This window comes from Larkinella bovis (assembly GCF_042655385.1).
Taxonomy (GTDB): domain Bacteria; phylum Bacteroidota; class Bacteroidia; order Cytophagales; family Spirosomataceae; genus Larkinella; species Larkinella bovis.
Genome location: NZ_JBHSMA010000010.1, coordinates 23866 through 43390, shown reverse-complemented (window position 1 = coordinate 43390; position 19525 = coordinate 23866). Strand labels below are relative to the sequence as shown.

Sequence of the window (19525 nt, the reverse complement as noted above, 5' to 3'; positions counted from 1 at the left end):
AGTTGTACGGTTTCCGGTTTTCAGTTTAACGTGGCCTCGTTTACGGCCGTCGCTGACCTCCAGCAGAGAACCGTAAACCGAATTCCGTAAACCGAGTACCGGGCAATCGGTTCTGTAAAATTGCACGTTTCCCGCCCCCGGCCCCATGAGATCGGTTGGTTTGCCGACTGATGTTCGTCAGCTAGAAGCTCTTTTTTCGCCCTTACTTTGCGACAAATTCCGGAGGAAGCCTTTCTTTGCAAAAAACCGGATTAAAACCGTATGATTACCGACCTGTTTTCTGCCGTTTTCGATAACGCCACCATCGGCATCATCCTCTCCAACAGCCGGGGGAAAATGCTGTCAGTCAGCCAGTTCGCGCAGAAAATGTTTGGATACACCGAAGCCGAAATGGTGGGACAAACCATCGAACTGCTGGTCCCTGATTCGCTGGTCAATCTGCACAAGGGTCTACGGGAGTCGTTTAACGCCCATCCGGAAGTGCGCCCGATGGGGCACGGGCGCGACCTGCACGTCAAACGCAAGGATGGTTCACTGTTTCCGGCCGAAGTCAGCCTGAGCTACTTTTACCAGGACCAGGAACTCTATATCGTTGCCTACATCATCGATACAACCTATAAACTGGAAGCGGAACGGGCGCTGATTGCCCAAAAAAACCGGATCGAACAATTGAATGCCGAACTGGAACAGAAAGTCGCCGACCGGACGAACGCGCTCATGGTAACGCTGCACCAGCTGGAAGTTTCGAAAGATGAACTGTCGAAGGCCCTGACCACCGAGCGCGAACTGGGCGAGCTGAAATCCCGGTTTGTGTCGATGGCCTCGCACGAGTTCCGGACGCCCCTCAGCGCCATTATGACCTCCGCCGATCTGCTGAACAAATACACCACCACCGAGCAGCAGGACAAACGAAACCGGCACATTCAGCGCATTAAAGCATCAGTCAATCATCTTAACGATATTCTGGAAGAATTTCTGTCGGTGGGGAAACTCGAAGAAGGCAAGATTGAAGCGTCCTATTCCCTGTTCAACCTCTATGAACTGGTCAGCACCGTTGTCACCGACATGCAGGGCATGCTGAAGCCCGGCCAGACGATTCAGATCAAGCGGGATTGCACCGGGAAAGTCTGGCTCGACCCGTCGCTGGTCCGCAAAATGCTGGTGAATCTCCTGTCGAACGCCGTTAAATATTCCAGAGAAAATCAGTCCATCCGGGTCAATCTTCAGTGTCGCGACGATTCTGTGCGGATTTCGGTTCAGGACGAAGGCATCGGCATGTCCGAAGACGACCAGAAACACCTGTTCGAGCGGTTTTACCGGGCCAAAAATGCCACCACCATTCAGGGTACAGGCCTGGGGCTGCACATTGTCGCCCAATACCTAGCCCTGCTCAATGGTACCATCGACTTCCAAAGCCACTTAAACCACGGCACCACCGTTACCCTTTCCTTCCGTCATGAAAACGATCCTGCTCATTGAAGATAATCCCGACATTCGGGAAAACACCGCCGAAATTCTGGAACTCGCCAGCTACCACGTCCTGACGGCCGAAAACGGCAAAATTGGCGTGGAAAAAGCGCTGCAAACCAGACCGGATCTGGTGATCTGCGACATCATGATGCCGATCCTCGACGGCTTCGGCGTCCTCCATATTTTCAACAAAAACCCGGATCTGGCCGGCATTCCCTTTATTTTCCTGACGGCGAAAACCGAACGGGCCGATTTCCGCCGGGGCATGGAGATGGGGGCCGACGATTACCTGACCAAACCGTTCGACGAAATCGAACTGCTGAACGCGGTGGAAGGACGACTCAAGCGCTTCGACCAGATGCGACCGACCTACGAACCAACCAAGGCCGGGCTGGTGCAGTTCCTGGACGACGCCCAGACGGTGACCGGCATCGGTTCGCTGACGGTGGACCGGAAAGGGCATCTGATCAAGAAAAAGCAGTTTGTGTATTCGGAAGGCGACGAACCGATGCGGCTCTACTTTGTGCAGGCGGGTCGGATCAAAACGTTCAAAACCAACCCCGACGGCAAGGAATTCATTACCGGTTTGTACCAGGCGGGGGATTTTTTCGGCTACATCAGCCTGCTGGAACAAACCGACCAGACCGATTCGGCGGTAACGCTGGAAGATTCGGAACTGATTTACATTCCCAGGGAAATCTTCATCGACCTGCTTTCCCGTGATGCGGAAGTGTCCCGGCGGTTTGTGCAACTGCTCGCCAACCGCGTCACCGAGCGCGAACAGCAACTGCTGGGCATGGCCTACAACTCGCTGCGCCGACGGGTGGCCGATACGCTGCTGCGGCTCCACGAAAACTTGAAAACCGCCGACACTCAACCGGTGATCCCCTTCTCCCGCGACGATCTGGCATCCATGGTCGGCACGGCGACCGAATCGCTGATCCGGACCCTGAGCGAGTTCAAAACCGACGGACTGATCGATGTCAGCGGCACCAACATCCGCGTGCTCCAGCCCGAAAAGCTGAAACGGTCCAGGTGGTAAAATCAGGAAATAACCGGTTTACTTTTTCTGCATGGCCCACTCCCGACCCGGTGTATCGACCCGGAAGCTTTCGAGGTTGCCCTGATCCTGGAGCGTGACGTAGGCCGTGCGGCCGTCCTTCCCGCCGAAACAGATGTTGGTCGGCCGCTTGCCAACCAGCTGGATTTCCTGAAGGATTTTGCCATCGGGCGACACTTTGGCGACGGTTCCTTTGCCAAACCGGGTTACGTAAAGATTGCCTTCGGCATCGCACCGCATGCCGTCCATACCGAAATCCGGGAATTCGATCAGCAGGCGTTTATTGCTTACGTTTCCGTCGGCAGCCAGGTCATACACCCAGACTTTCCGCTGAACGGATTCGTTGACATACAGCCGTTTATTGTCCGGACTTACTTCAATACCGTTGGTCGTCCCCATGTTTTCTTCCAGCAGCGTCACCTTGCCGTCGGTGTCGATACGCCAGAGGTTACCGGTATTATTTTTCCAGTTCGGATCGCTGGCATACAGCCGGTCTTTGCTGTCGATCGCAATGTCGTTGGGCTGGTTCATGCGCGGTTCGTTCGCAAACACGCTGACGGTTTTTGTCCCGACGGTTACTTTTAGAATGTTGTGTTTCGGGTAATCCGCGATGAACATATCCCCTTTCCGGTTGAACCGGATCCCGTTGCCAATGCTGCCTTCGGGAAGCTCGACAAAGACGCTGGCTTCCCCGCCCGGTGTGATTTGCCCGATGGTGCCCTGCTTGGCAAAGTTCACCGCGTAAACCGTCCCGGTTTTGTCCACCGCCGGTCCTTCGACGCCCGACGTAAACCCGTTCACGGGCGTGAACACCCTCGATTTGAATAACTCCTCGTTGGAGTTGGCAGCGGTCAAAACAGAACCCATCAGTGCAGTGGCAAGGGCCAGCGATATATTGTTCATCCTTACTTAATTGGTATGTTGATGCGTTAATGACGCCGGTATTCCATTTCCTCCACCGCGTCGCGCTCTTCTTTCGGCATTCGACTGTGCCACCACGACGCCAGGATGGAACCGGTAATATTCATCAAGGGACCGAAGATGGCCGGAGCGAGTCCGACGGTCGCCATTTTGCCCATTTCCTTGGCAATACCCGACGCCAGTCCGCCATTCTGCATCCCTACCTCGATGGCCATCGTCCGGCAGTCGCGTTCGCTCATCCGGAAAAGCCGCCCGGACCAGTAGCCCAGGAAATACCCCGACAAATTATGAATCAGGACCAGCCCTAACAGCAATGGCCCGATGGTCAGTAGGCTATCGCGGCCCGCTGCGGTGATGATCACGATGATGAACGCAATGCCAAACATCGACACATACGGCATCAGGTTATCCAGCCAGACGGCTTTCCCGCTCAAAAACCGGTTGAATAACAAACCCGCCCCGATGGGAATGATCACCATTTTGGCAATGTCGATCATCATGTCTACGGTGTCGATTTCGACGAAAGCCCCGGCCAGCAGTTTCATCAAAACCGGCGTCACGAACGGAGCCATCATGGTCGACACGGCAGTGATGGTAATCGACAATGCCAGATTGGCTTTGGCCAGGTAGGAAATCACGTTGGACGCCATGCCGTTGGGCGAACAGCCGATCAGAATAATCCCGGCGGCAATTTCGGGCGGTAGTCCGCTGATGCTGGCCAGAAAGTAGCCCAGACTCGGCATGATGATGAAGTGGCTGATGACGCCGATCAGTACACCTTTTGGCATCCGGATGACGCCCACAAAATCGTCGAGGCTCATGGAGGTTCCCATCCCGAACATGATGAGCTGAATCAGCGGGGTAATGAGCGTACTGAATTTGAAATCACCGGCAGAAACGAAGTACTGCGGGTAATACAGGGCCGTCGTAACCGCCGAAAAAATGACCACCGTATACGAAAACCCTTTCAGGGTCGGGAAACCGCGAAAACCGATCGCAACGCCCAGAAAGAAAGCAATCAGGAAAGGGCCTGCCAGCGGCAGATTGCCGCTCACCATCAACCCCAGCGCGACCAGCAGACACAGACCGGCCAGACCCATAATCAGTTTATACATGATACCAGTTCAGAAGGTTTAGGAAAACTCTGTCAAATATAACAGTTTACGGTATTCGGTTTACGGTATCCGGTTTTAGTCGGGTTTCGTATCGGTCAGCAACGTCGTTCCTGAAAACCGGAGCCTGTTACTGTGGCCGTTGCTGCACCACCACCGGATTGGCAATACCGTTCAGGTCGTACACGATGCGGCCTTTGCGGATCGTCATTTCGCAGGCCAGTTTCTGTTTTCCCTCAATTTTGTAGCCGGTATAATCGAAATACCCGAAATAGCCCGTATCCCGCACCGCAAACTTGCCGTCGAGCAGATCCAGAATGGCAACATCAGCTTCCGACCCTTCGGTCAGATGGCCAAGCTCAGGCCGTTTGATGGCCAGGGCCGGATTCCAGGTGCTGGCTTTGATGACACTTTTCAGGTCCATTCCCATCGCCAGAAATTTCGACATCACGTTCAGCATGTCTTTCATGGCGTTGTTCATGCTCCCCGTGTGAATGTCCGTGCTGATCGTGTTCGGAAAAAAACCGCCTTTCAGCGCCGGAATCGCCTGCGAGAAAGAAAAGCTGATGCCTCCGTAGCCCACATCGAAAATGAGTCCTTTTTTCTGCGCTTCCCAGACGAACGGTTTCAGCTTGTTGGTGGTCACGTCCAGAATTGGTTCACGAGTCGCCAGTTGGCCGAAACAGTGGGTAAAAATATCGCCCGGCCGCAGGTGTTTCAGGAACAGTTCTTCGATGGGAAGCGTCGGTTTGCTACCCCCAAAATCAATCATCACCGGTTTGTCAATCAGCTTACCGGCTTCCACGGCCCGGTCGGTTGGCGTCCAGTCGTAGCCGTTGAAGTGCGCCAGCTTGACGCCCACCACCTGATCCGGGTACTTTTTCGCCACTTCTGCCGTGGCTTTCGGGTCCATGTCCTCAATGTTCTGCTCGAATGTACCGCCCCGCATCCCGTTGCCGACGATATTGAGCAGGGCCAGCACCCGCGTCTGCGACGCATCGATGGTCTGTTTCTTGAACACTTCGAAATTGCGCCAGCCCGAGCAGCCCGCATCCACGATGGTCGTGACGCCGTTCCGAAATGTAAACCCGTCGGGCGGCAGGGCGTTGGGGCCGTTGCTGTAGGTCTGGTCCATGTTGGTCCCGAAAAAGACGTGGGTGTGAATGTCGATCAAACCGGGCGTCACATACAGCCCTTTGGCGTTGACCACCTGCCGGGCACCGGTCGCGTCGATGGATTTAGCGACTTTCGCAATCTTGCCGTCCTGAATGGCCACATCCATCACCGCATCGATGTTGTTTTTCGGGTCGATGACGTGCCCGTTTTTGATCACGATGTGATAGGGTTGCGCCACTGCCAGCGTTCCGGCAAGGAAGGTGAAAGCGAGAACGAAAAGAAACCGTTTCAGCATGGGTTGTAGGTTAATGGGTTAACAATTCGGCCGTTATTCTTAAACCGCCTTCGAAAGTTCTTCCTTGATCCGTCGGGCAACAATTTTCTCCTGACCCGGTTTCAGCATCCAGACTGTCACGCCGATGCTGCTGGGGCCACCGCCCCCAACTTCGATGGACGGATCGCCGTTGCGCAGCGCTTCCTGCAATTGTTTGCCACTGATTTTCAATTGCGCCGGGTCCCAGGAAATCCGCAGCGAAGGCGTGTGATTGCCCAGCGGGTTCACGCGCACCTCGGTTTTGATGCCGTTGATGGTTTTAACCGTGTTTTCGACATGCGCCACACCCTCTTCCCAGCTTTTCCAGGTTTTGGCAAAATCCTGCGCCAGAAACTTCTCCACCGCCACGTACATGCCCAGAATCTCTTCCTTGTTTACCTTCATGCCCCGACCGATGTTAAAACCGCGCGGAGGCATGTGCAGCCGGGCAGCCGCAATAATGTCTTTCTTGCCCATCAGCAAACCGGCACTTTGCGGCCCGCGCATGGCTTTCCCACCCGATACCACCACGAAACTGAAGCCCATGTCGTTGAACTTATACAGGTTTTCGATCGGCGGCACGTCGGCGGCAATGTCGATGGAGGTCGGAATGTTGTGTTTTTTGCCCAGTGCCACCCACTCTTCGTGCCTGATTTTGCCCTTGTCCGACTGGATATGCAGGAAGTGCAACAGGGCGGTTTTTTCGTTGATCGCCTTTTCCAGATCCTCGACGGTTTCGATGTACACCATTTTGCAACCGGTATTGACCAGCGCGTGGTTATACACAATTTCGTGGCCTTTCTGGCAAATCACTTCCGATTTCATGCCAGTGCCTTCCAGGTGCGGCAGTTGTTCCACCTTCTTCTGGTCCATCCCGGTCAGAATCCCGGCCAGGCCCAGCGTCATGCCCGAAAAGGCGCCCGAAGTCACAACGGCGGCTTCCGAATGCACCAGCTTTGCGATCCGTTCCCCGACTTTGTCCTCCAGCTCGTCGAGCATACAAAACTCCTTCGAGGCATACTGGATGGCGTCGAGCACTTCGTCGTGCATCAGCGAACCGGTCATGTAGGTCAGCGTTCCGGCGGCATTGATGAACGTCCGGACGCCCAGTTCCCGGAAGAGATCGCGTTTGGGAGCCGCCAGCGCAGCCGCTTCGGCGGGAATGGGCAACGTGCCAACCAGTCCGCCCAGCAGGGGCACACTCGACAGCCGTTGGATGAGTTTTCTTCTGCTTAGCATGAGGTAGTCTGTTAGGTTCTTTTCCTGCGGTTTTTCCGGGCGGTTTTCGGATCGGCAGGCAAAGTAATCTTCCAGATGTGGCCGCCCTTTCCGCCGTATTCGATGATATACACCGTATTGTCCACCAGCAGCGCGTCGGTCGGTTCCGTAAAACCGTCGACAATCCGGGTGGTTTTCATGGTGTAATTGTCGGTGGTCTTGTCGTACTTCAGGTCGAGGTGCAGCAGGTCGCGCCCCTGTTTTTTGAGCGGATTAACGATCGTCGCGTTCCGGCGCGGCCCCGAATACCGGATCACAAAACCATCGCCCTTGAAGTCGTCGGCCAAGACCTTTTGGGTATCGAAAAACAGCCCGAGCGGGGAGCTGTGCGCGTTGAAGGTACCGACGCCCACGCCCGTCGAATCACCGTCCATGACCTGCCCGGTTTTCGGGTCGCGGTATTCGTTGGCATCCGGTCCCAGGTTGAGCACCGGTCCCGTAAATTTCACCCCAGCCGGTTTTTTCGGAAACTCCGGGTCATTGCGGAAATACCGCATGAGCCAGGCGTGGGCAAATTTGCTGATGAAGGGATCTTTCTCCGGATCGGGCTGCCAGTCGGGATACTGCTGCGGATTGTCGAGGCCGCCCCCCATCACCCACGGAAAACCGTAATGGTGTCCCTGCCGAATCCAGAACATATCTTCCGCATGATCATAATCACCGGAATTGGAAACCGCAAACAATCGTCCTTCACCGTCGAACGCCATGTCGTAGGCGTTTCGGATGCCTTCGGCGTAGATGTAACCGTCGGCTTTCAGTTTCGCTTCGTCGTCGGGCAACTCCAGATTTTTCGCGTGGACCGGAAACCGGAAAATTTTGGCGGTCAGCGCATTGTCGCGGGCATTCGGATAGGCTCCACCGTTGTCCTGCACCTCGCCGTGGTCGGTTCGCGCTCCGGTATTGACGTAAATAAATTTCTCATCGGGACTGATTTCCAGCGCGTTCCACCCGTGATCGAAGGTTGTTTTGTTGGTTCCGTATTCGACGGTATTGAACACCACCGTCATGTCCGGTTTTTCGCCCGACGCCAGCTCGTAACGCACCATCCGGCCTTTCGTGCCCTTGTTGTTATTGACGCTGATGTTACCGGCCAGAAACAGCGTATTTTTCAGAAAAGCTGCCCCCTGCAAACGCGTAATCCCGTGATCCTCCGCCGAGAACACCTTCTCGGCCACCGGCGGCTGCCCGTTCATCTTCACCCGGAACACGTCGCCGGTAAAGGTGGTGTAGTATAAATCGCCAGTTCCCGGATGCTGAATCAACCGCACGGCTTCGGGGCCGACAGCCAGAAAATGCTCTACTTTAATATCCGGTCGCAGGGCCGTTGGCGGCACCAGCGTTTTGGGGTCAACGCCTTGCGCGCAGAGCAATATCGGACAACAAACCGCCGTTGCCAGTACGCTTATTTTTTTCAGGAAGGGAGGTAACGTTCTCATTTGCTGTTGGTCTTCGGAGCGGTCAATTTGCGTAGATAAGCCACTAACTGCCAGCGCTGTTCCTCCGAAAATACCTCTTTAAACGGCGGCATGTTGCCCCGCCCGTTCGATAGTTTCCAGAACAATGCGCCATCGGTTTGTCCGGTAACCTCGGATTCGTGAAAATTGGCCGGTTTGGCCCCCAGCGCCCGCCCGGCCGCACCGTCGCCATAGCCCGCTTCGCCGTGGCATGACGAACAAAATTCCAGGAACAGTTCTTCGCCCTGCGCCAGCGTGAGCGGTTCGGTCGGATCGTGGTTTTTCAACGTATCGGCCCAGGCCGGGGCTTTCCATTTGTCCTGTTTGGGGTCGTCGGTTTTCCGGTTTTCCGTGAATCCCATCCCGCCCAGGCAACCCAGCACGCAGAAACCGGCAAGCAACAAGTGATACAAACGCATTGGTCAATAAAAAGAGTTAAGAGGTGTAGGGTGTCGGATTTCTCGCTTTGCCTTTCCGATGCTCGTCAAGGTTTGAAATGGCGCTGCCCTAGCTTGACGTTCCCTGCTGCGGATAGCCGGGCGACCCGTTTAAATCCACGACCGTCCGGTTCAGAATTTGCAAATCCTGAACGGCGGTACTTTCTCCCGGTTATTTCTTCTTCTTAATCGTTTTCCGAACGGCTTTCACTTCATCGGCAGAAATGGCGCTGGCGGAATTGCCGAAGCTTTGCCGGACAAACGTCAGCACCTCGGCGATGTCTTCGTCCTTCAGAAAGTCGTGCTGCGGCATGACGTTGTTGTACGACTGCCCTTTCACTTCGATGGGCCCTTCCAGCCCCTTCAGCAAGACTTCGATCAGGCGGTTTTTATCGCCCAGCACCCATTCCGACTCGGCCAGGGGCGGAAACCGCTGCGAATCACCCCGGCCGTTGCGCTGGTGGCAGGCGGCACAATACACACCGTAAACCTTGCTGCCCAGCACCGGCTTGTCCTTGTCCAGGTTATCGGCGACTTTGTCGGGCGTCCGGATGTTCGACATCGTCTTGCGTTTCTCCATCTGCGCGAGTTGCGCCGACCCGAACTTCGCCTTATCGCCTTGATAGGTCACCTTCCAGATTTTCCCTTTCTCGGTTTCGGCCACATACAGCGAACCGTCGGGACCCATCGCAAGGCCCATCGGCCGGTATAACGCATCACTCACATTCACCACCGGATCGACGCCCGCAAAACCGTCGGCAAACACTTCCCAATCGCTGGCCGGAACGCCGTTTTTAGCCGGGACAAATCCGATAAAATAACCGGCCTGCGGATAGGGCGCGCGGTTGGTCGAACCGTGAAAAGCGATGAAAGCGCCGTCTTTGTAATGCGCCGGAAAACCATTTTTCGCGTTGGTACCCTGGTAAAACAGCAGATCGTTGGGAGCCCAGTGCGCCGGAAAACCGATGATGGGCTGCTCATAGTCCGCGCCTTTCCCCGCTTTTTTGCCGTCTCCGCCGTATTCCGGGTTCAGGAGTTTTTTCTTCTTTTCCTGATCGTAATAATAATACGGCCAGCCCGCGTCCATGCCGTCTTTCACCCGCAAAAACTCCTCGGAGGGCAGCACGGCGCTTTCCCAGGGCGAATACAACCCGGCCCACAGCATCAGAAAATCATCACGGCCATGCTGCACGGTATAGAGTGTCTGATCGGCCGGATTCCAGTCCAGGGCAACAATACTCCGTAAACCGGTGGCAAACCGGTAGCCGTCTTTCTGGGTCTGCCCCAGTTTGTTGGCATCAAACCGCCAGATTCCGCCGTGATCGGTCAGCATACCGCAGGGGTCCATCCCCGGTGAACTCGGAATCCGGTTTCGCTCCTGACAGGCATTGGAAGCCGCCCCGAACGGTACGTACATATTTCCTTGGTTGTCGAAGGCAATCGGTTTGGCAATGTGCTCGTGCATGCCGTGGGCGTGGTCGTCGGTCATCACGATTTCCTCCGGTCCTTCGGGCACCAGTTTGCCGGGCGTCAGTTTGTACCGGTACACGACCAGTTCGGAACTGAAATACAGATACCCGTTATAAATCCGCATGGCCGTTCCATAGGCTCGCTCCCGCTCCTGTCCCCCAAACCGCCTGATGATGTCGGCCCGGCCGTCGCCGTTGGTATCCCGCAGGGCGATAACCGATTCACCTTTGTCACGGGCAAACCGGGCTTTGACGTAAATATCACCGTTGTCGTTGACGGCGATGTGCCGGGCGCGCCCGGGCAAGCTATCGACCACCACCGTGGCTTCAAATCCGTCGGGCAGAAACAACCCGCCGTTTTCCGCCGTCCGAACCGGCAGAAGATTGGTTTTTTCATCGGGCCGGACAAAACCTACTACCGCCAGCAAAGCCAGAAACAGGCTTTTCGTGTAAAATTTTACCATTAACGCTTTTTAAGGTAAGGATTTGGAATTCCATGAGACAAGAGAGGTGAGACTTTCATCGTTGACTTTTGTCTCACGTCTCTTGTCTTAATCTCTTTCTTCGCAAAACTCTATTTCAACACAATCGGATTGGCAATACCGTTTAAGTCGTACACGATTTTGCCCCCTTTGATCGTCATTTCGCATTCGAATTTCTTTTTGGCATCGACCCGGTACCCGGTTTTGTCGTAAAAGCCAAAATTGCCTTCGCGCTGGTTCAGAATGGCCACATCGGCAATCGCCCCGACCGACAGATGGCCCAGGATTTCGCGTTTGATGACCTGCGCCGGGGTCCAGGTGCTGGCTTTGATCACATCAGCCACCGGCATACCCATCGCCACGAATTTGGACATGACACTCAGAATGTCCTTCATTGACCCGTTCATACTGCCGGTATGCAGGTCCGTGCTGATCGTGGTCGGGTAAAAACCGGCTTTCAGCGCCGGAATCGCCTGGGTGTAGTTGAAACTGGCTCCGCCGTACCCCACATCGAACACGATGCCTTTTTTGCGGGCCTCCAGGACAAACGGTCGGACTTTGCCGGTGGCCTCATCAACAATGGTTTCCCGCACATTGCCTTCGAGCAAGGTGTAGGTATGGGTGAAAATATCGCCGGGGCGCAGCCGTTTCAGAAACAGTTCTTGCAGCGACAACGGGGGATCGTGCATGCCAAAATCGATCATCACTGGCATATTCGCCAGTTTTCCGGCCTGCACGGCCCGGTCCACGGGCGTCCAGGTGCCGCCCATGAAGTGCGCGACTTTGAAGCCCACCACGTCGTTCGGGTTGCCAAGAGCCATCGCTGCGGCCATTTTAGGGTCCATGTCGGTCGTATCCTGTTCCCACATACCGCCCCGCATCCCTTCACCCACGATGTTCAGCAGCGACAAAACGCGCGTTTTGGAGGTCAGGATGATGTTTTTCTTGAAGGCCGGAAACGACTGCCAGCCCGCTCCGCCCGCATCCACGATGGTGGTGACCCCCACGCGGAACGTAAAACCGTCGGGGGCCACGGCAATCAGGCCATTGCTGAGGTAGTGGTCGGGTTCAGTGCCAAAATACACGTGACCGTGAATGTCGATAATACCGGGCGTAACCAGCATGCCTTTGGCATTGACCACCTGCCGGGCTTTGCCCGCGTCGATGTTTTTAGCAACCAGGGCAATCTTGCCGTCGGTGATGGCAACATCCATGACCTCGTTGAGGTTATTTTTCGGGTCAATCACCTGACCACCCTTGATGACGATGCTGTAGGTTTGGGCTTGCACCAGACCACCGACCAGGCAGGCCATCAGCAGAATAAAAAGACGTTTTTGCATGAGTTTCGTGCCTTATCAAACCGCTGCCTTGGCTAATTCTTCCTTGAGTCGGCTGGCGACGATTTTCTCCTGACCCGGTTTTAACATCCAGGTTGTCAGACTAATGCCTCCCTGTTCGCCGACAATCTCAATGGACGGATCACCATTCCGCAGGTTTTCCTGCAAAGCTTTCACCGTCAGGTTCACTTTGGCCGGTTCCCACCTGATGCGGAGCGTCGGCGTGTGGTTACCCAGTTCGGGCCGGAAGGTTTCGGTCGTTACGCCGTTTACTTTTTTAACGGCCTCGGCAATGTGGGCGGTGCGGTCTTCCCACATTTGCCATTCTTTCTGGTGATCCTGCTTGATGAACTTCTCGACGGCCACGTACATGCCCAGGATTTCCTCCTTGTTCACTTTCATGCCCCGCCCGATGGTCGAACCGCGCGGGGGCATACTCAGCCGGGCCGCATCAATCAGGTGTTTTTTGCCCATCAGCAACCCGGCGCTTTGCGGGCCCCGCATGGCTTTTCCGCCCGACACACACACCAGATCGAAGCCCATATCGTGAAACCGCCAGAGGTTTTCGACCGGCGGCACGTCGGCGGCAATGTCGATCATGGTCGGGATGTTGTGTTTTTTGGCCAGATTCACCCAGTCCTGGTGCATGATCTTGCCCTTATCCGACTGAATGTGCAGAAACCACATCAGGGCGGTTTTTTCGTTGATCGCCTTTTCGACCTCTTCCGGCGTTTCCACAAACACTATTGTACAGCCGGTATTGGTCAGCGCCTGCGAATAGCCGACGTTATGGCCTTTCTGGATAATTACTTCCGACTTCATGCCGCTGCCTTCCAGGTGCGGCAACTGGGCGGCTTTTTTCGCATCCAGGCCGGTCAGCACGCCCGCCAGCCCCAACGTCATGGCCGAGAAACAACCCGCCGTGACGACCGCCGATTCCGCATGAACCAGAGCGGCAATTTTCTCCCCCACTTTGGTTTGTACGTCGTCGAGCATCATAAACTCTTTCGAAGCCGCCTGAATGGTTTCCAGCACCTCCTCCTGCATCAGCGAACCGGTCATGGCCGTGTAGGTTCCGGCGGCATTGATGAACGTCCGGATCCCCAGTTCTTTCACCAGGTTGCGGGGAGCCACTGCCGACGAGGCAAGGGCCGACTGAAGAGGGGCGGTACTGCCGACCAAACCGCCCAACAGGGGCATGGTCGATAAGCGTTTGAGGATGGTTCTGCGACTGATCATGGGATGGGTAAGCTAGGATCGTGAACAAGCCCCTTCCCGCCCGAAGGCGGGAAGGGGGTGAGTAGAAAATTAAATATAAGCGATGCAGTCCATCTCGACCAGCGAGTCGCCGGGAACACCGCCGTACACGGCCACCGTCGTGCGAACCGGCGGTTTGCTGCCAAACCGGCCTTTATAGACTTCGTTCATGCCTTTGTAGTCGTTCAGGTCATGCAGGTAAACATTGACTTTCAACACCTTCTCCATCGAAGAACCGGCTTTGATCAGTTCTTTTTCCAGTTCTTTCAGCACCTCGTCCGTATGCACTTTGATATCACCTTCCTTGTGGTACCCTTTCCCCGCTACAAAAACCAGGTTGCCCAGCTTGGTCGAACCAGAGAACAGCGGCACATCCTTCTCGTTGACTACATTGAATACTTCCTTCTGCGGAGCGGCTACACTCGCTTCGGCTTTGGAGGCTGCCACGCCCAGGCCGGTTATACCAGCGACGGAGGCAAAAAGTCGTTTTAAAAGGGATCGGCGTTGTGGTTTCATCAGAAGAGTAAAGAATAAGTGGATAATTATTAAAAATATTAATTAAATTCAGTGAATAGTACTTGTTTACTCATTTTCAGCCGCTTTTTGCAAAAAAATCTGGCCTTCCGGCAGGGAGTGCCCTTTTCGGCTGCCTACTCCGTCCCCGATCAGGGTTCACACCCTTTGCTGTCGATAATGATGTGCGCATCGAGTTGTTCGTACCGGGCGTTAATCGTCTGCGTTATCAGGTCCAGCTTTTCAAAAAGGGGTTCATCATCCAGGGCCGCCGTGAGGTAACACGACTTCATCACGTCTTCGTCAAAGACGATCCTGATGCCGTAGGCTTTCTCGAGGGTAGCAAACACCTCGGCAATCGGCGTCCGCTTAAACTGGAACGGTTTACTCTGGGCGATGCCTTCCAGCAACGACGGTTTTTCCACTACGCTCTTGATCAGGCTCGTGTTCGTGGGCGAAAAGACGATCTGTTGGTTGGGCGTCAGTACGATTCCCCCCAGTTTACTATTCGCTTTCTGCTGGGTCAGCTCCGTCTGGTTACGGGCGAAAACCGACACTTTCCCGGTTTTGACCACCACTTTCACCTGCTTGTCGTTCTCAAAAGCCTGAACGGTAAAACTCGTCCCTAACACCTTCGTCACCAACCCTTTGGCGTAGACAAAAAAGGGGCGATCCGGATCTTTGTGAACCTCAAAAAAAGCTTCGCCGGTCAGATAGACTTCCCGGATTGGTCCCTGAAAATCTTCCGCGTAACTAATGCGCCCGCCCGCTTTCAACAGCAGCGTACTCCCGTCGGGCAGGCTCACCAGCCGGGGGGCAGCATTCGGGTTAGTCACTTCCTTCAGGGGTCGGGCGGATTCCGTAATCAGTTCGGAATACGTTACATCGACTTTGTTTTTGGTGCAGGGAGGATGAATGATGTAGCGCCAGAACACACCCAGCATCACCACAATACTGGCGGCCATCCCGTACCGCAGGGGCGTAAACCGGTACCATTTTGTAACGGGCTTATCGGTATCATCGAGGGACTGGTGCAACCGTTGTATTTCGTGCTGAATTTCCCGGTCCGAAAGCAGAACCCGGTCGCTGGTCGTTGGCGCATACGCCCCGTTCAACGCCCGAAGCAACTGGTGAGCCTTATCGATCAGATCCTGCTTATCAGGGTTTTGAACCAGCCAGTTTTGCCAGAAATCGACTTCTTTGGGATCGTTAAATAGTTTCCAACGCTGAAAAGAGGGATCTATGGCTAATTCTTCGGGTTCGAAATTCCGGTAATCTTGCATACAAAACGGTAATACAATGGCTATTTGTCCATAAAGATGCAGGACTATGCGGCTAATACTCTATTTTTCGGAATTATATTTCGATTTCTTCATAAGCGCGATTTTTTAACAAAGTCCGCCCTGGTTTCGGCAGGAAGTTGCCGGTGGGTTTAATACATTTGAGCAACCGACGGTCTGTCACTCTCTGGGCGATTTAAACGTGATTAACCTCAGACATGAAAACCAATCCCCTTTTTTCCGTTCTCATTGGATGGGTCCTGCTGCTGGGGTTGGCCAATCCGGCCACCGCCCAACCCAAAAAACCGGCGTTTCGGGTCGTGGCCATCGCCGAGAAAGAAGGGGGCGTTCACGCGCCGTTTGTCGCGGCCGCGAAGGAATGGCTGCAAAAAGCGGCTGCGGAAAACCATTTCACCATCGATTACATTGAAACTACCGACCCGGTCAATGACACTTTTCTGGCCAACTACCAGGTCTTTCTCCAGCTGAATTACCCGCCCTACCGGTGGACAGAAACCGCCAAAACCGCCTTTATCAAGTACCTCGAAACCGGGCAAGGTGGCGGCTGGGTGGGGTTGCACCACGCATCGTTGCTGGGTGAATTCGACGGCTATGCGATCTGGCCGTGGTTTTCGGGCTTCATGGGCGGCATCCGGTTTAAAAATTACATTCCCGGTTTTGCCAAAGCCACCGTGAACGTGGAAGCAAAAGCACATCCGGTCCTGAAGGGCTTACCAATTTCGTTCGAAATCGAAAAGGAAGAATGGTACACCTATGACAAGAATCCGCGTCCGAACGTCCGGGTATTAGCCACCGTCGATGAGTCGACCTACGTGCCCGATTCGCCCACGAAAATGGGCGGTGATCACCCCGTAATCTGGTCGAACGAGCGGATGAAAGCCCGGAATGTGTACATTTTTATGGGCCACCATCCCGACTTGTTCAAAAATGAAGCCTACAAAACGCTGCTGCTGAACGCCATTCGCTGGGCCTCGGACCATAATGCCGATCCTTCTTCATCTTCCCATTCCCATTGATATGGTATGAATCTGAACCAAACCGGGACGAAAACCGCTACCTCCACGACTCCGCATCCGCTGAAACCGGCACGGGTAGAAGCCATCGACATCCTGCGCGCGCTGACGATGGTCCTGATGATTTTTGTCAACGATCTCTGGTCGCTGACCGGCATTCCGGCCTGGCTCGAACACGTGCCCCAGGGGGCCGACGGCATCGGGCTGGCCGATGTGGTTTTTCCGGCTTTTCTGTTCATCGTGGGCCTGTCGCTGCCCTTTGCCATCGATCACCGGCGGAGGAAAGGCGACTCCATCGGGCAGCTCGTCGGGCATGTGTTCTTCCGGTCTGTTGCCCTGCTGACCATGGGGGTTTTCCTGGTCAACGGCGAATCCATCAACGCCGAAGCCACCGGTCTGCCCCGGCTTCTTTGGAATGTCCTTTCGTGTACGTCGTTTATCCTGATCTGGAATGCCTATCCCGGCACAACGCCCCGGTGGCTCCAACGGGGATTAAAAACCGTCGGTTTGCTGACGTTGCTCGGGCTGGCGTTTCAGTATCGTGGCGGAGAAACCGGCCACCTCAGCCGTTTTGAACCGCATTGGTGGGGCATTCTGGGACTGATTGGCTGGGCCTACCTGGTAACGGGCCTGATTACGGTTTTTGCCCAAAACCGACTCCCCACCCTCATCGCGGCCTGGTGCGGTTTTGCGGTTTTGAGTATGCTGGCCCAGGCCGGTTTGGTACCGGAAGCCGTCCGCTTCATTCCGGGCGCAATCCGCAACGGCACACTGGTGGGGCTGAGCCTGGGGGGCGTTGTCATTTCGACGCTGTTTCAATTCTACCGAAAAAAGGGGGATAACCGGCAAATGACGCTGGTTTTCGGCGGCATTTCCATTGGGCTCATTGGTTTGTCGCTCCTCACCCGCCCGTACTGGGGCTTATCGAAACTGGGCGAAACGCCGGCCTGGCTGTTTCTATGCAGTGCGTTCACCCTGCTGGCTTTCACGGTAATTTACTGGGTGACCGATGTCTGGGGCCAAAGCCGACGGTTTGCCGTAGTAAAACCCGCCGGAACCGACACGCTGCTGTGTTACCTGATTCCGCATTTTGCGTACGCGACAACGGCTTTCCTCGGCATTCATCTGCCGGAAATGCTGCTGACGGGCGGTATCGGCCTGCTGAAGTCGTTCTGTTTTGCGCTTCTGTGCGTCGGAATCACGAGTGTGTTAGGCAAAATCGGCATCCGGCTGAAATTATAACTTCTTCCGAACCCAGGCTTTTCACGGGATCGCCCAGGGCGGCTTTCAGGCCCGGCCCCAGCACACGGTCAGGAACGCGACGCCAACGGCCCGCCCGCCGACGCCCAGGCTTGCGCCAGCCGTATGCTTAAGTCGCCAAAACACGGTATATTACGTCTCGTTGCAGGTGCATCTTTTTTTGTTCGTGCGAAACCTATGGTGAGAAAGGCGGGACGGATCGTGTTCTGGCTGGTAGTCTGCCTGCCCGGCATCGGTATGGCCCAGCGCGGAAACCTCGTCCCAAACGGCGGTTTTGAAGAATACCGCACCTGTCCGCGTCAGGACAATCTGCTCGGCGAAGCGGCTCCCTGGTACAACCCCAACGGCGCGACGCCGGACTTCTACCACCAGTGCTTCCCGACGGTTCAGATGGAATTGCCGCCCCATTCCGGGCAGGGGCTGGCCCGGTTGTTTCTGGATGTCAGCTGGGCGGAATACCTTCAGACCCCGCTGAAAAAACCGCTGGTGGCCGACGAATGCTATTTCTTCGAACTATACGTAGCGACCCCGACGCCCGGCAAGTACCTGACCGGAACGCTGGGCGCGTATTTTTCCGAAAAACCGCTGACCGCCCCGGAAAAAGGCTTGCTGACCGCCGACCCGCAAATCCTGGATAATGCGATCAGTCCCAGTATTCTGCAGCTTCACTGGGAGCGGGTTTCGGGCTACCTGAAAGCCAAAGGCGGGGAGCAGTACCTGACCCTCGGGAGTTTTAAACGCTTGCCGGTTTTTCTGGGCTATTATTACCTGTTCATCGACGATGTATCGCTGCTCCCGATCGAACTGAACCTGGGCAACGACACCACGCTCTGTGGCCGGCAGAGCACCCTGCGGCTCGATGCCACCACGCCCGGCGCCACCGAGTACCGCTGGCAGGACGGCAGTACGTCGCCTACACTGCTGGTGTCAAAACCGGGTACGTATTCGGTTATCGTTACCACGCCCTGTAAGGTACTGCGCGACACTCTCACCGTCGATTACGCCCTGGATTTTGATCTGGGCCGCGACACGACGCTTTGTGAAGGGCAGACCCTTACGCTCACCACACCGCCCGACGTTCCACCCACCTTCCGCTGGCAGGATGGCAGCACGTCGCCCACGCAAACCGTCCGGCAGGCCGGTTTATACAGTTTGCGGATCGAGCAGGCGAGTTGCATCGCCACCGACAGCCTTCAGATCCGGTATGTGTTGCCGCCCCGGCTCGATCTGGGCCGCGATCAACGCCTGTGCGGAGCCGAGGTGTTTACGATCCGGCCCGATTTTGCCGAAGGAAAATTTAGCTGGCAGGACCAGAGCCCGGACCTGATCCGGACGGTCGGCCAATCCGGCCAGTTTAGGGCAACGGTGAGCAACGATTGCGCGACCGTCAGCGATACCATCGCCATTTCGTACGGCGACTGCGGCTGTGTAATCCAGACGCCGGATAGTTTCACGCCCAACGCCGATGGCCAAAACGACAGGTTTGAATTGATGGCCTGCGGGGATATTACCGTAACGTCGCTCTCGGTTTTTGACCGCTGGGGCGAACTGATTTTCTACAGCGACCAGCCGCCGTTCGAATGGAACGGGACGTATCACGGACGTACCTGCCCGGCTGGGGTGTATGGCTGGCTGGTTCACTACCAGCGCAAACAGGGTACCAGCGCCGTGCACGAACAAAAACGGGGAGCCCTCAGCCTGATTCGCTAATGCTCCCCGTTGTGGTTTCCTG

Annotated in this window: 16 protein-coding genes; 5 read left to right on the top strand and 11 right to left on the bottom strand. The window is 55.4% G+C overall.

Features of this window, described 5'->3' with window-relative positions:
• The first annotated feature begins 261 nt into the window (after nucleotides 1–261).
• On the top strand, nucleotides 262–1479 hold the full coding sequence (locus ACFPMF_RS22315) for a PAS domain-containing sensor histidine kinase (protein WP_379849232.1): 1218 nt from the start codon (nucleotides 262–264) through the stop codon (nucleotides 1477–1479).
• On the top strand, nucleotides 1457–2512 hold the full coding sequence (locus ACFPMF_RS22310) for a response regulator (RefSeq protein ID WP_379849230.1): 1056 nt from the start codon (nucleotides 1457–1459) through the stop codon (nucleotides 2510–2512). Before ACFPMF_RS22315 ends, ACFPMF_RS22310 begins: the two co-directional genes overlap by 23 nt.
• Before the next feature lie 18 nt (nucleotides 2513–2530).
• On the opposite strand, the gene ACFPMF_RS22305 is transcribed toward ACFPMF_RS22310, so the two are convergent.
• The 11 genes from ACFPMF_RS22305 to ACFPMF_RS22255 form a co-directional block, all read right to left on the bottom strand.
• Entirely contained in the window at nucleotides 2531–3433 is a 903-nt protein-coding gene (locus ACFPMF_RS22305) for an SMP-30/gluconolactonase/LRE family protein (protein WP_379849228.1), read from the bottom strand.
• Between the two features lie 26 nt (nucleotides 3434–3459).
• Nucleotides 3460–4566 carry a bile acid:sodium symporter family protein gene (locus ACFPMF_RS22300; protein ID WP_379849226.1) on the bottom strand — a complete coding sequence of 369 codons (1107 nt, stop codon included), beginning with the start codon at nucleotides 4564–4566 and terminating at the stop codon, nucleotides 3460–3462.
• Nucleotides 4567–4693: 127 nt separating this feature from the next.
• A complete protein-coding gene (locus ACFPMF_RS22295) occupies nucleotides 4694–5974 on the bottom strand; it encodes an amidohydrolase/deacetylase family metallohydrolase (RefSeq protein WP_379849224.1) in 1281 nt (426 codons plus the stop codon).
• A 39-nt stretch (nucleotides 5975–6013) separates the two neighbouring features.
• Nucleotides 6014–7231 carry an aminotransferase class V-fold PLP-dependent enzyme gene (locus ACFPMF_RS22290; RefSeq protein WP_379849222.1) on the bottom strand — a complete coding sequence of 406 codons (1218 nt, stop codon included), beginning with the start codon at nucleotides 7229–7231 and terminating at the stop codon, nucleotides 6014–6016.
• An 11-nt stretch (nucleotides 7232–7242) separates the two neighbouring features.
• Nucleotides 7243–8706, bottom strand: a complete 1464-nt coding sequence (locus tag ACFPMF_RS22285; protein WP_379849220.1) for a PQQ-dependent sugar dehydrogenase — start codon at nucleotides 8704–8706, stop codon at nucleotides 7243–7245.
• Nucleotides 8703–9143, bottom strand: coding sequence for a c-type cytochrome (locus ACFPMF_RS22280; RefSeq protein WP_379849218.1), 441 nt, complete (start codon nucleotides 9141–9143; stop codon nucleotides 8703–8705). Before ACFPMF_RS22280 ends, ACFPMF_RS22285 begins: the two co-directional genes overlap by 4 nt.
• A gap of 190 nt (nucleotides 9144–9333) precedes the next feature.
• Complete coding sequence (locus ACFPMF_RS22275) at nucleotides 9334–11094, bottom strand: PQQ-dependent sugar dehydrogenase (RefSeq protein WP_379849216.1); 1761 nt, start codon at nucleotides 11092–11094, stop codon at nucleotides 9334–9336.
• Nucleotides 11095–11204: 110 nt separating this feature from the next.
• A complete protein-coding gene (locus ACFPMF_RS22270; protein WP_379849214.1) occupies nucleotides 11205–12452 on the bottom strand; it encodes an amidohydrolase/deacetylase family metallohydrolase in 1248 nt (415 codons plus the stop codon).
• Between the two features lie 15 nt (nucleotides 12453–12467).
• The gene (locus tag ACFPMF_RS22265; RefSeq protein ID WP_379849212.1) at nucleotides 12468–13688 is read right to left on the bottom strand and encodes an aminotransferase class V-fold PLP-dependent enzyme; all 1221 of its coding nucleotides are present in this window, start codon (nucleotides 13686–13688) and stop codon (nucleotides 12468–12470) included.
• A 69-nt stretch (nucleotides 13689–13757) separates the two neighbouring features.
• Nucleotides 13758–14222 (bottom strand): RidA family protein, encoded by a 465-nt coding sequence (locus ACFPMF_RS22260; protein ID WP_379849210.1) that lies wholly within the window; start codon nucleotides 14220–14222, stop codon nucleotides 13758–13760.
• Nucleotides 14223–14371: 149 nt separating this feature from the next.
• Entirely contained in the window at nucleotides 14372–15502 is a 1131-nt protein-coding gene (locus ACFPMF_RS22255) for a FecR family protein (protein ID WP_379849208.1), read from the bottom strand.
• Nucleotides 15503–15717: 215 nt separating this feature from the next.
• Here ACFPMF_RS22255 and ACFPMF_RS22250 point away from each other — a divergent pair, with 215 nt between their 5' ends.
• The 3 genes from ACFPMF_RS22250 to ACFPMF_RS22240 all read left to right on the top strand — a co-directional run bounded on the left by ACFPMF_RS22250 (nucleotide 15718) and on the right by ACFPMF_RS22240 (nucleotide 19503).
• A complete protein-coding gene (locus ACFPMF_RS22250; protein WP_379849206.1) occupies nucleotides 15718–16536 on the top strand; it encodes a ThuA domain-containing protein in 819 nt (272 codons plus the stop codon).
• A gap of 6 nt (nucleotides 16537–16542) precedes the next feature.
• Nucleotides 16543–17775, top strand: coding sequence for a DUF5009 domain-containing protein (locus ACFPMF_RS22245; protein WP_379849204.1), 1233 nt, complete (start codon nucleotides 16543–16545; stop codon nucleotides 17773–17775).
• A 195-nt stretch (nucleotides 17776–17970) separates the two neighbouring features.
• Nucleotides 17971–19503: a T9SS type B sorting domain-containing protein gene (locus ACFPMF_RS22240; RefSeq protein WP_379849202.1), complete on the top strand. Its 1533-nt coding sequence runs from the start codon at nucleotides 17971–17973 to the stop codon at nucleotides 19501–19503.
• Nucleotides 19504–19525 lie beyond the last annotated feature (22 nt).

What these genes read in the sequence shown, in the direction of transcription:
- ACFPMF_RS22270 (WP_379849214.1), bottom strand. Translation starts at nt 12,452, where the DNA reads ATGCAAAAACGTCTTTTTATTCTGCTGATGGCCTGCCTGGTCGGTGGT.
- ACFPMF_RS22255 (WP_379849208.1), bottom strand. Translation starts at nt 15,502, where the DNA reads ATGCAAGATTACCGGAATTTCGAACCCGAAGAATTAGCCATAGATCCC.
- ACFPMF_RS22260 (WP_379849210.1), bottom strand. Translation starts at nt 14,222, where the DNA reads ATGAAACCACAACGCCGATCCCTTTTAAAACGACTTTTTGCCTCCGTC.
- ACFPMF_RS22300 (WP_379849226.1), bottom strand. Translation starts at nt 4,566, where the DNA reads ATGTATAAACTGATTATGGGTCTGGCCGGTCTGTGTCTGCTGGTCGCG.
- ACFPMF_RS22290 (WP_379849222.1), bottom strand. Translation starts at nt 7,231, where the DNA reads ATGCTAAGCAGAAGAAAACTCATCCAACGGCTGTCGAGTGTGCCCCTG.
- ACFPMF_RS22245 (WP_379849204.1), top strand. Translation starts at nt 16,543, where the DNA reads ATGAATCTGAACCAAACCGGGACGAAAACCGCTACCTCCACGACTCCG.
- ACFPMF_RS22305 (WP_379849228.1), bottom strand. Translation starts at nt 3,433, where the DNA reads ATGAACAATATATCGCTGGCCCTTGCCACTGCACTGATGGGTTCTGTT.
- ACFPMF_RS22315 (WP_379849232.1), top strand. Translation starts at nt 262, where the DNA reads ATGATTACCGACCTGTTTTCTGCCGTTTTCGATAACGCCACCATCGGC.
- ACFPMF_RS22240 (WP_379849202.1), top strand. Translation starts at nt 17,971, where the DNA reads ATGGTGAGAAAGGCGGGACGGATCGTGTTCTGGCTGGTAGTCTGCCTG.
- ACFPMF_RS22310 (WP_379849230.1), top strand. Translation starts at nt 1,457, where the DNA reads ATGAAAACGATCCTGCTCATTGAAGATAATCCCGACATTCGGGAAAAC.
- ACFPMF_RS22250 (WP_379849206.1), top strand. Translation starts at nt 15,718, where the DNA reads ATGAAAACCAATCCCCTTTTTTCCGTTCTCATTGGATGGGTCCTGCTG.
- ACFPMF_RS22280 (WP_379849218.1), bottom strand. Translation starts at nt 9,143, where the DNA reads ATGCGTTTGTATCACTTGTTGCTTGCCGGTTTCTGCGTGCTGGGTTGC.
- ACFPMF_RS22275 (WP_379849216.1), bottom strand. Translation starts at nt 11,094, where the DNA reads ATGGTAAAATTTTACACGAAAAGCCTGTTTCTGGCTTTGCTGGCGGTA.
- ACFPMF_RS22285 (WP_379849220.1), bottom strand. Translation starts at nt 8,706, where the DNA reads ATGAGAACGTTACCTCCCTTCCTGAAAAAAATAAGCGTACTGGCAACG.
- ACFPMF_RS22295 (WP_379849224.1), bottom strand. Translation starts at nt 5,974, where the DNA reads ATGCTGAAACGGTTTCTTTTCGTTCTCGCTTTCACCTTCCTTGCCGGA.
- ACFPMF_RS22265 (WP_379849212.1), bottom strand. Translation starts at nt 13,688, where the DNA reads ATGATCAGTCGCAGAACCATCCTCAAACGCTTATCGACCATGCCCCTG.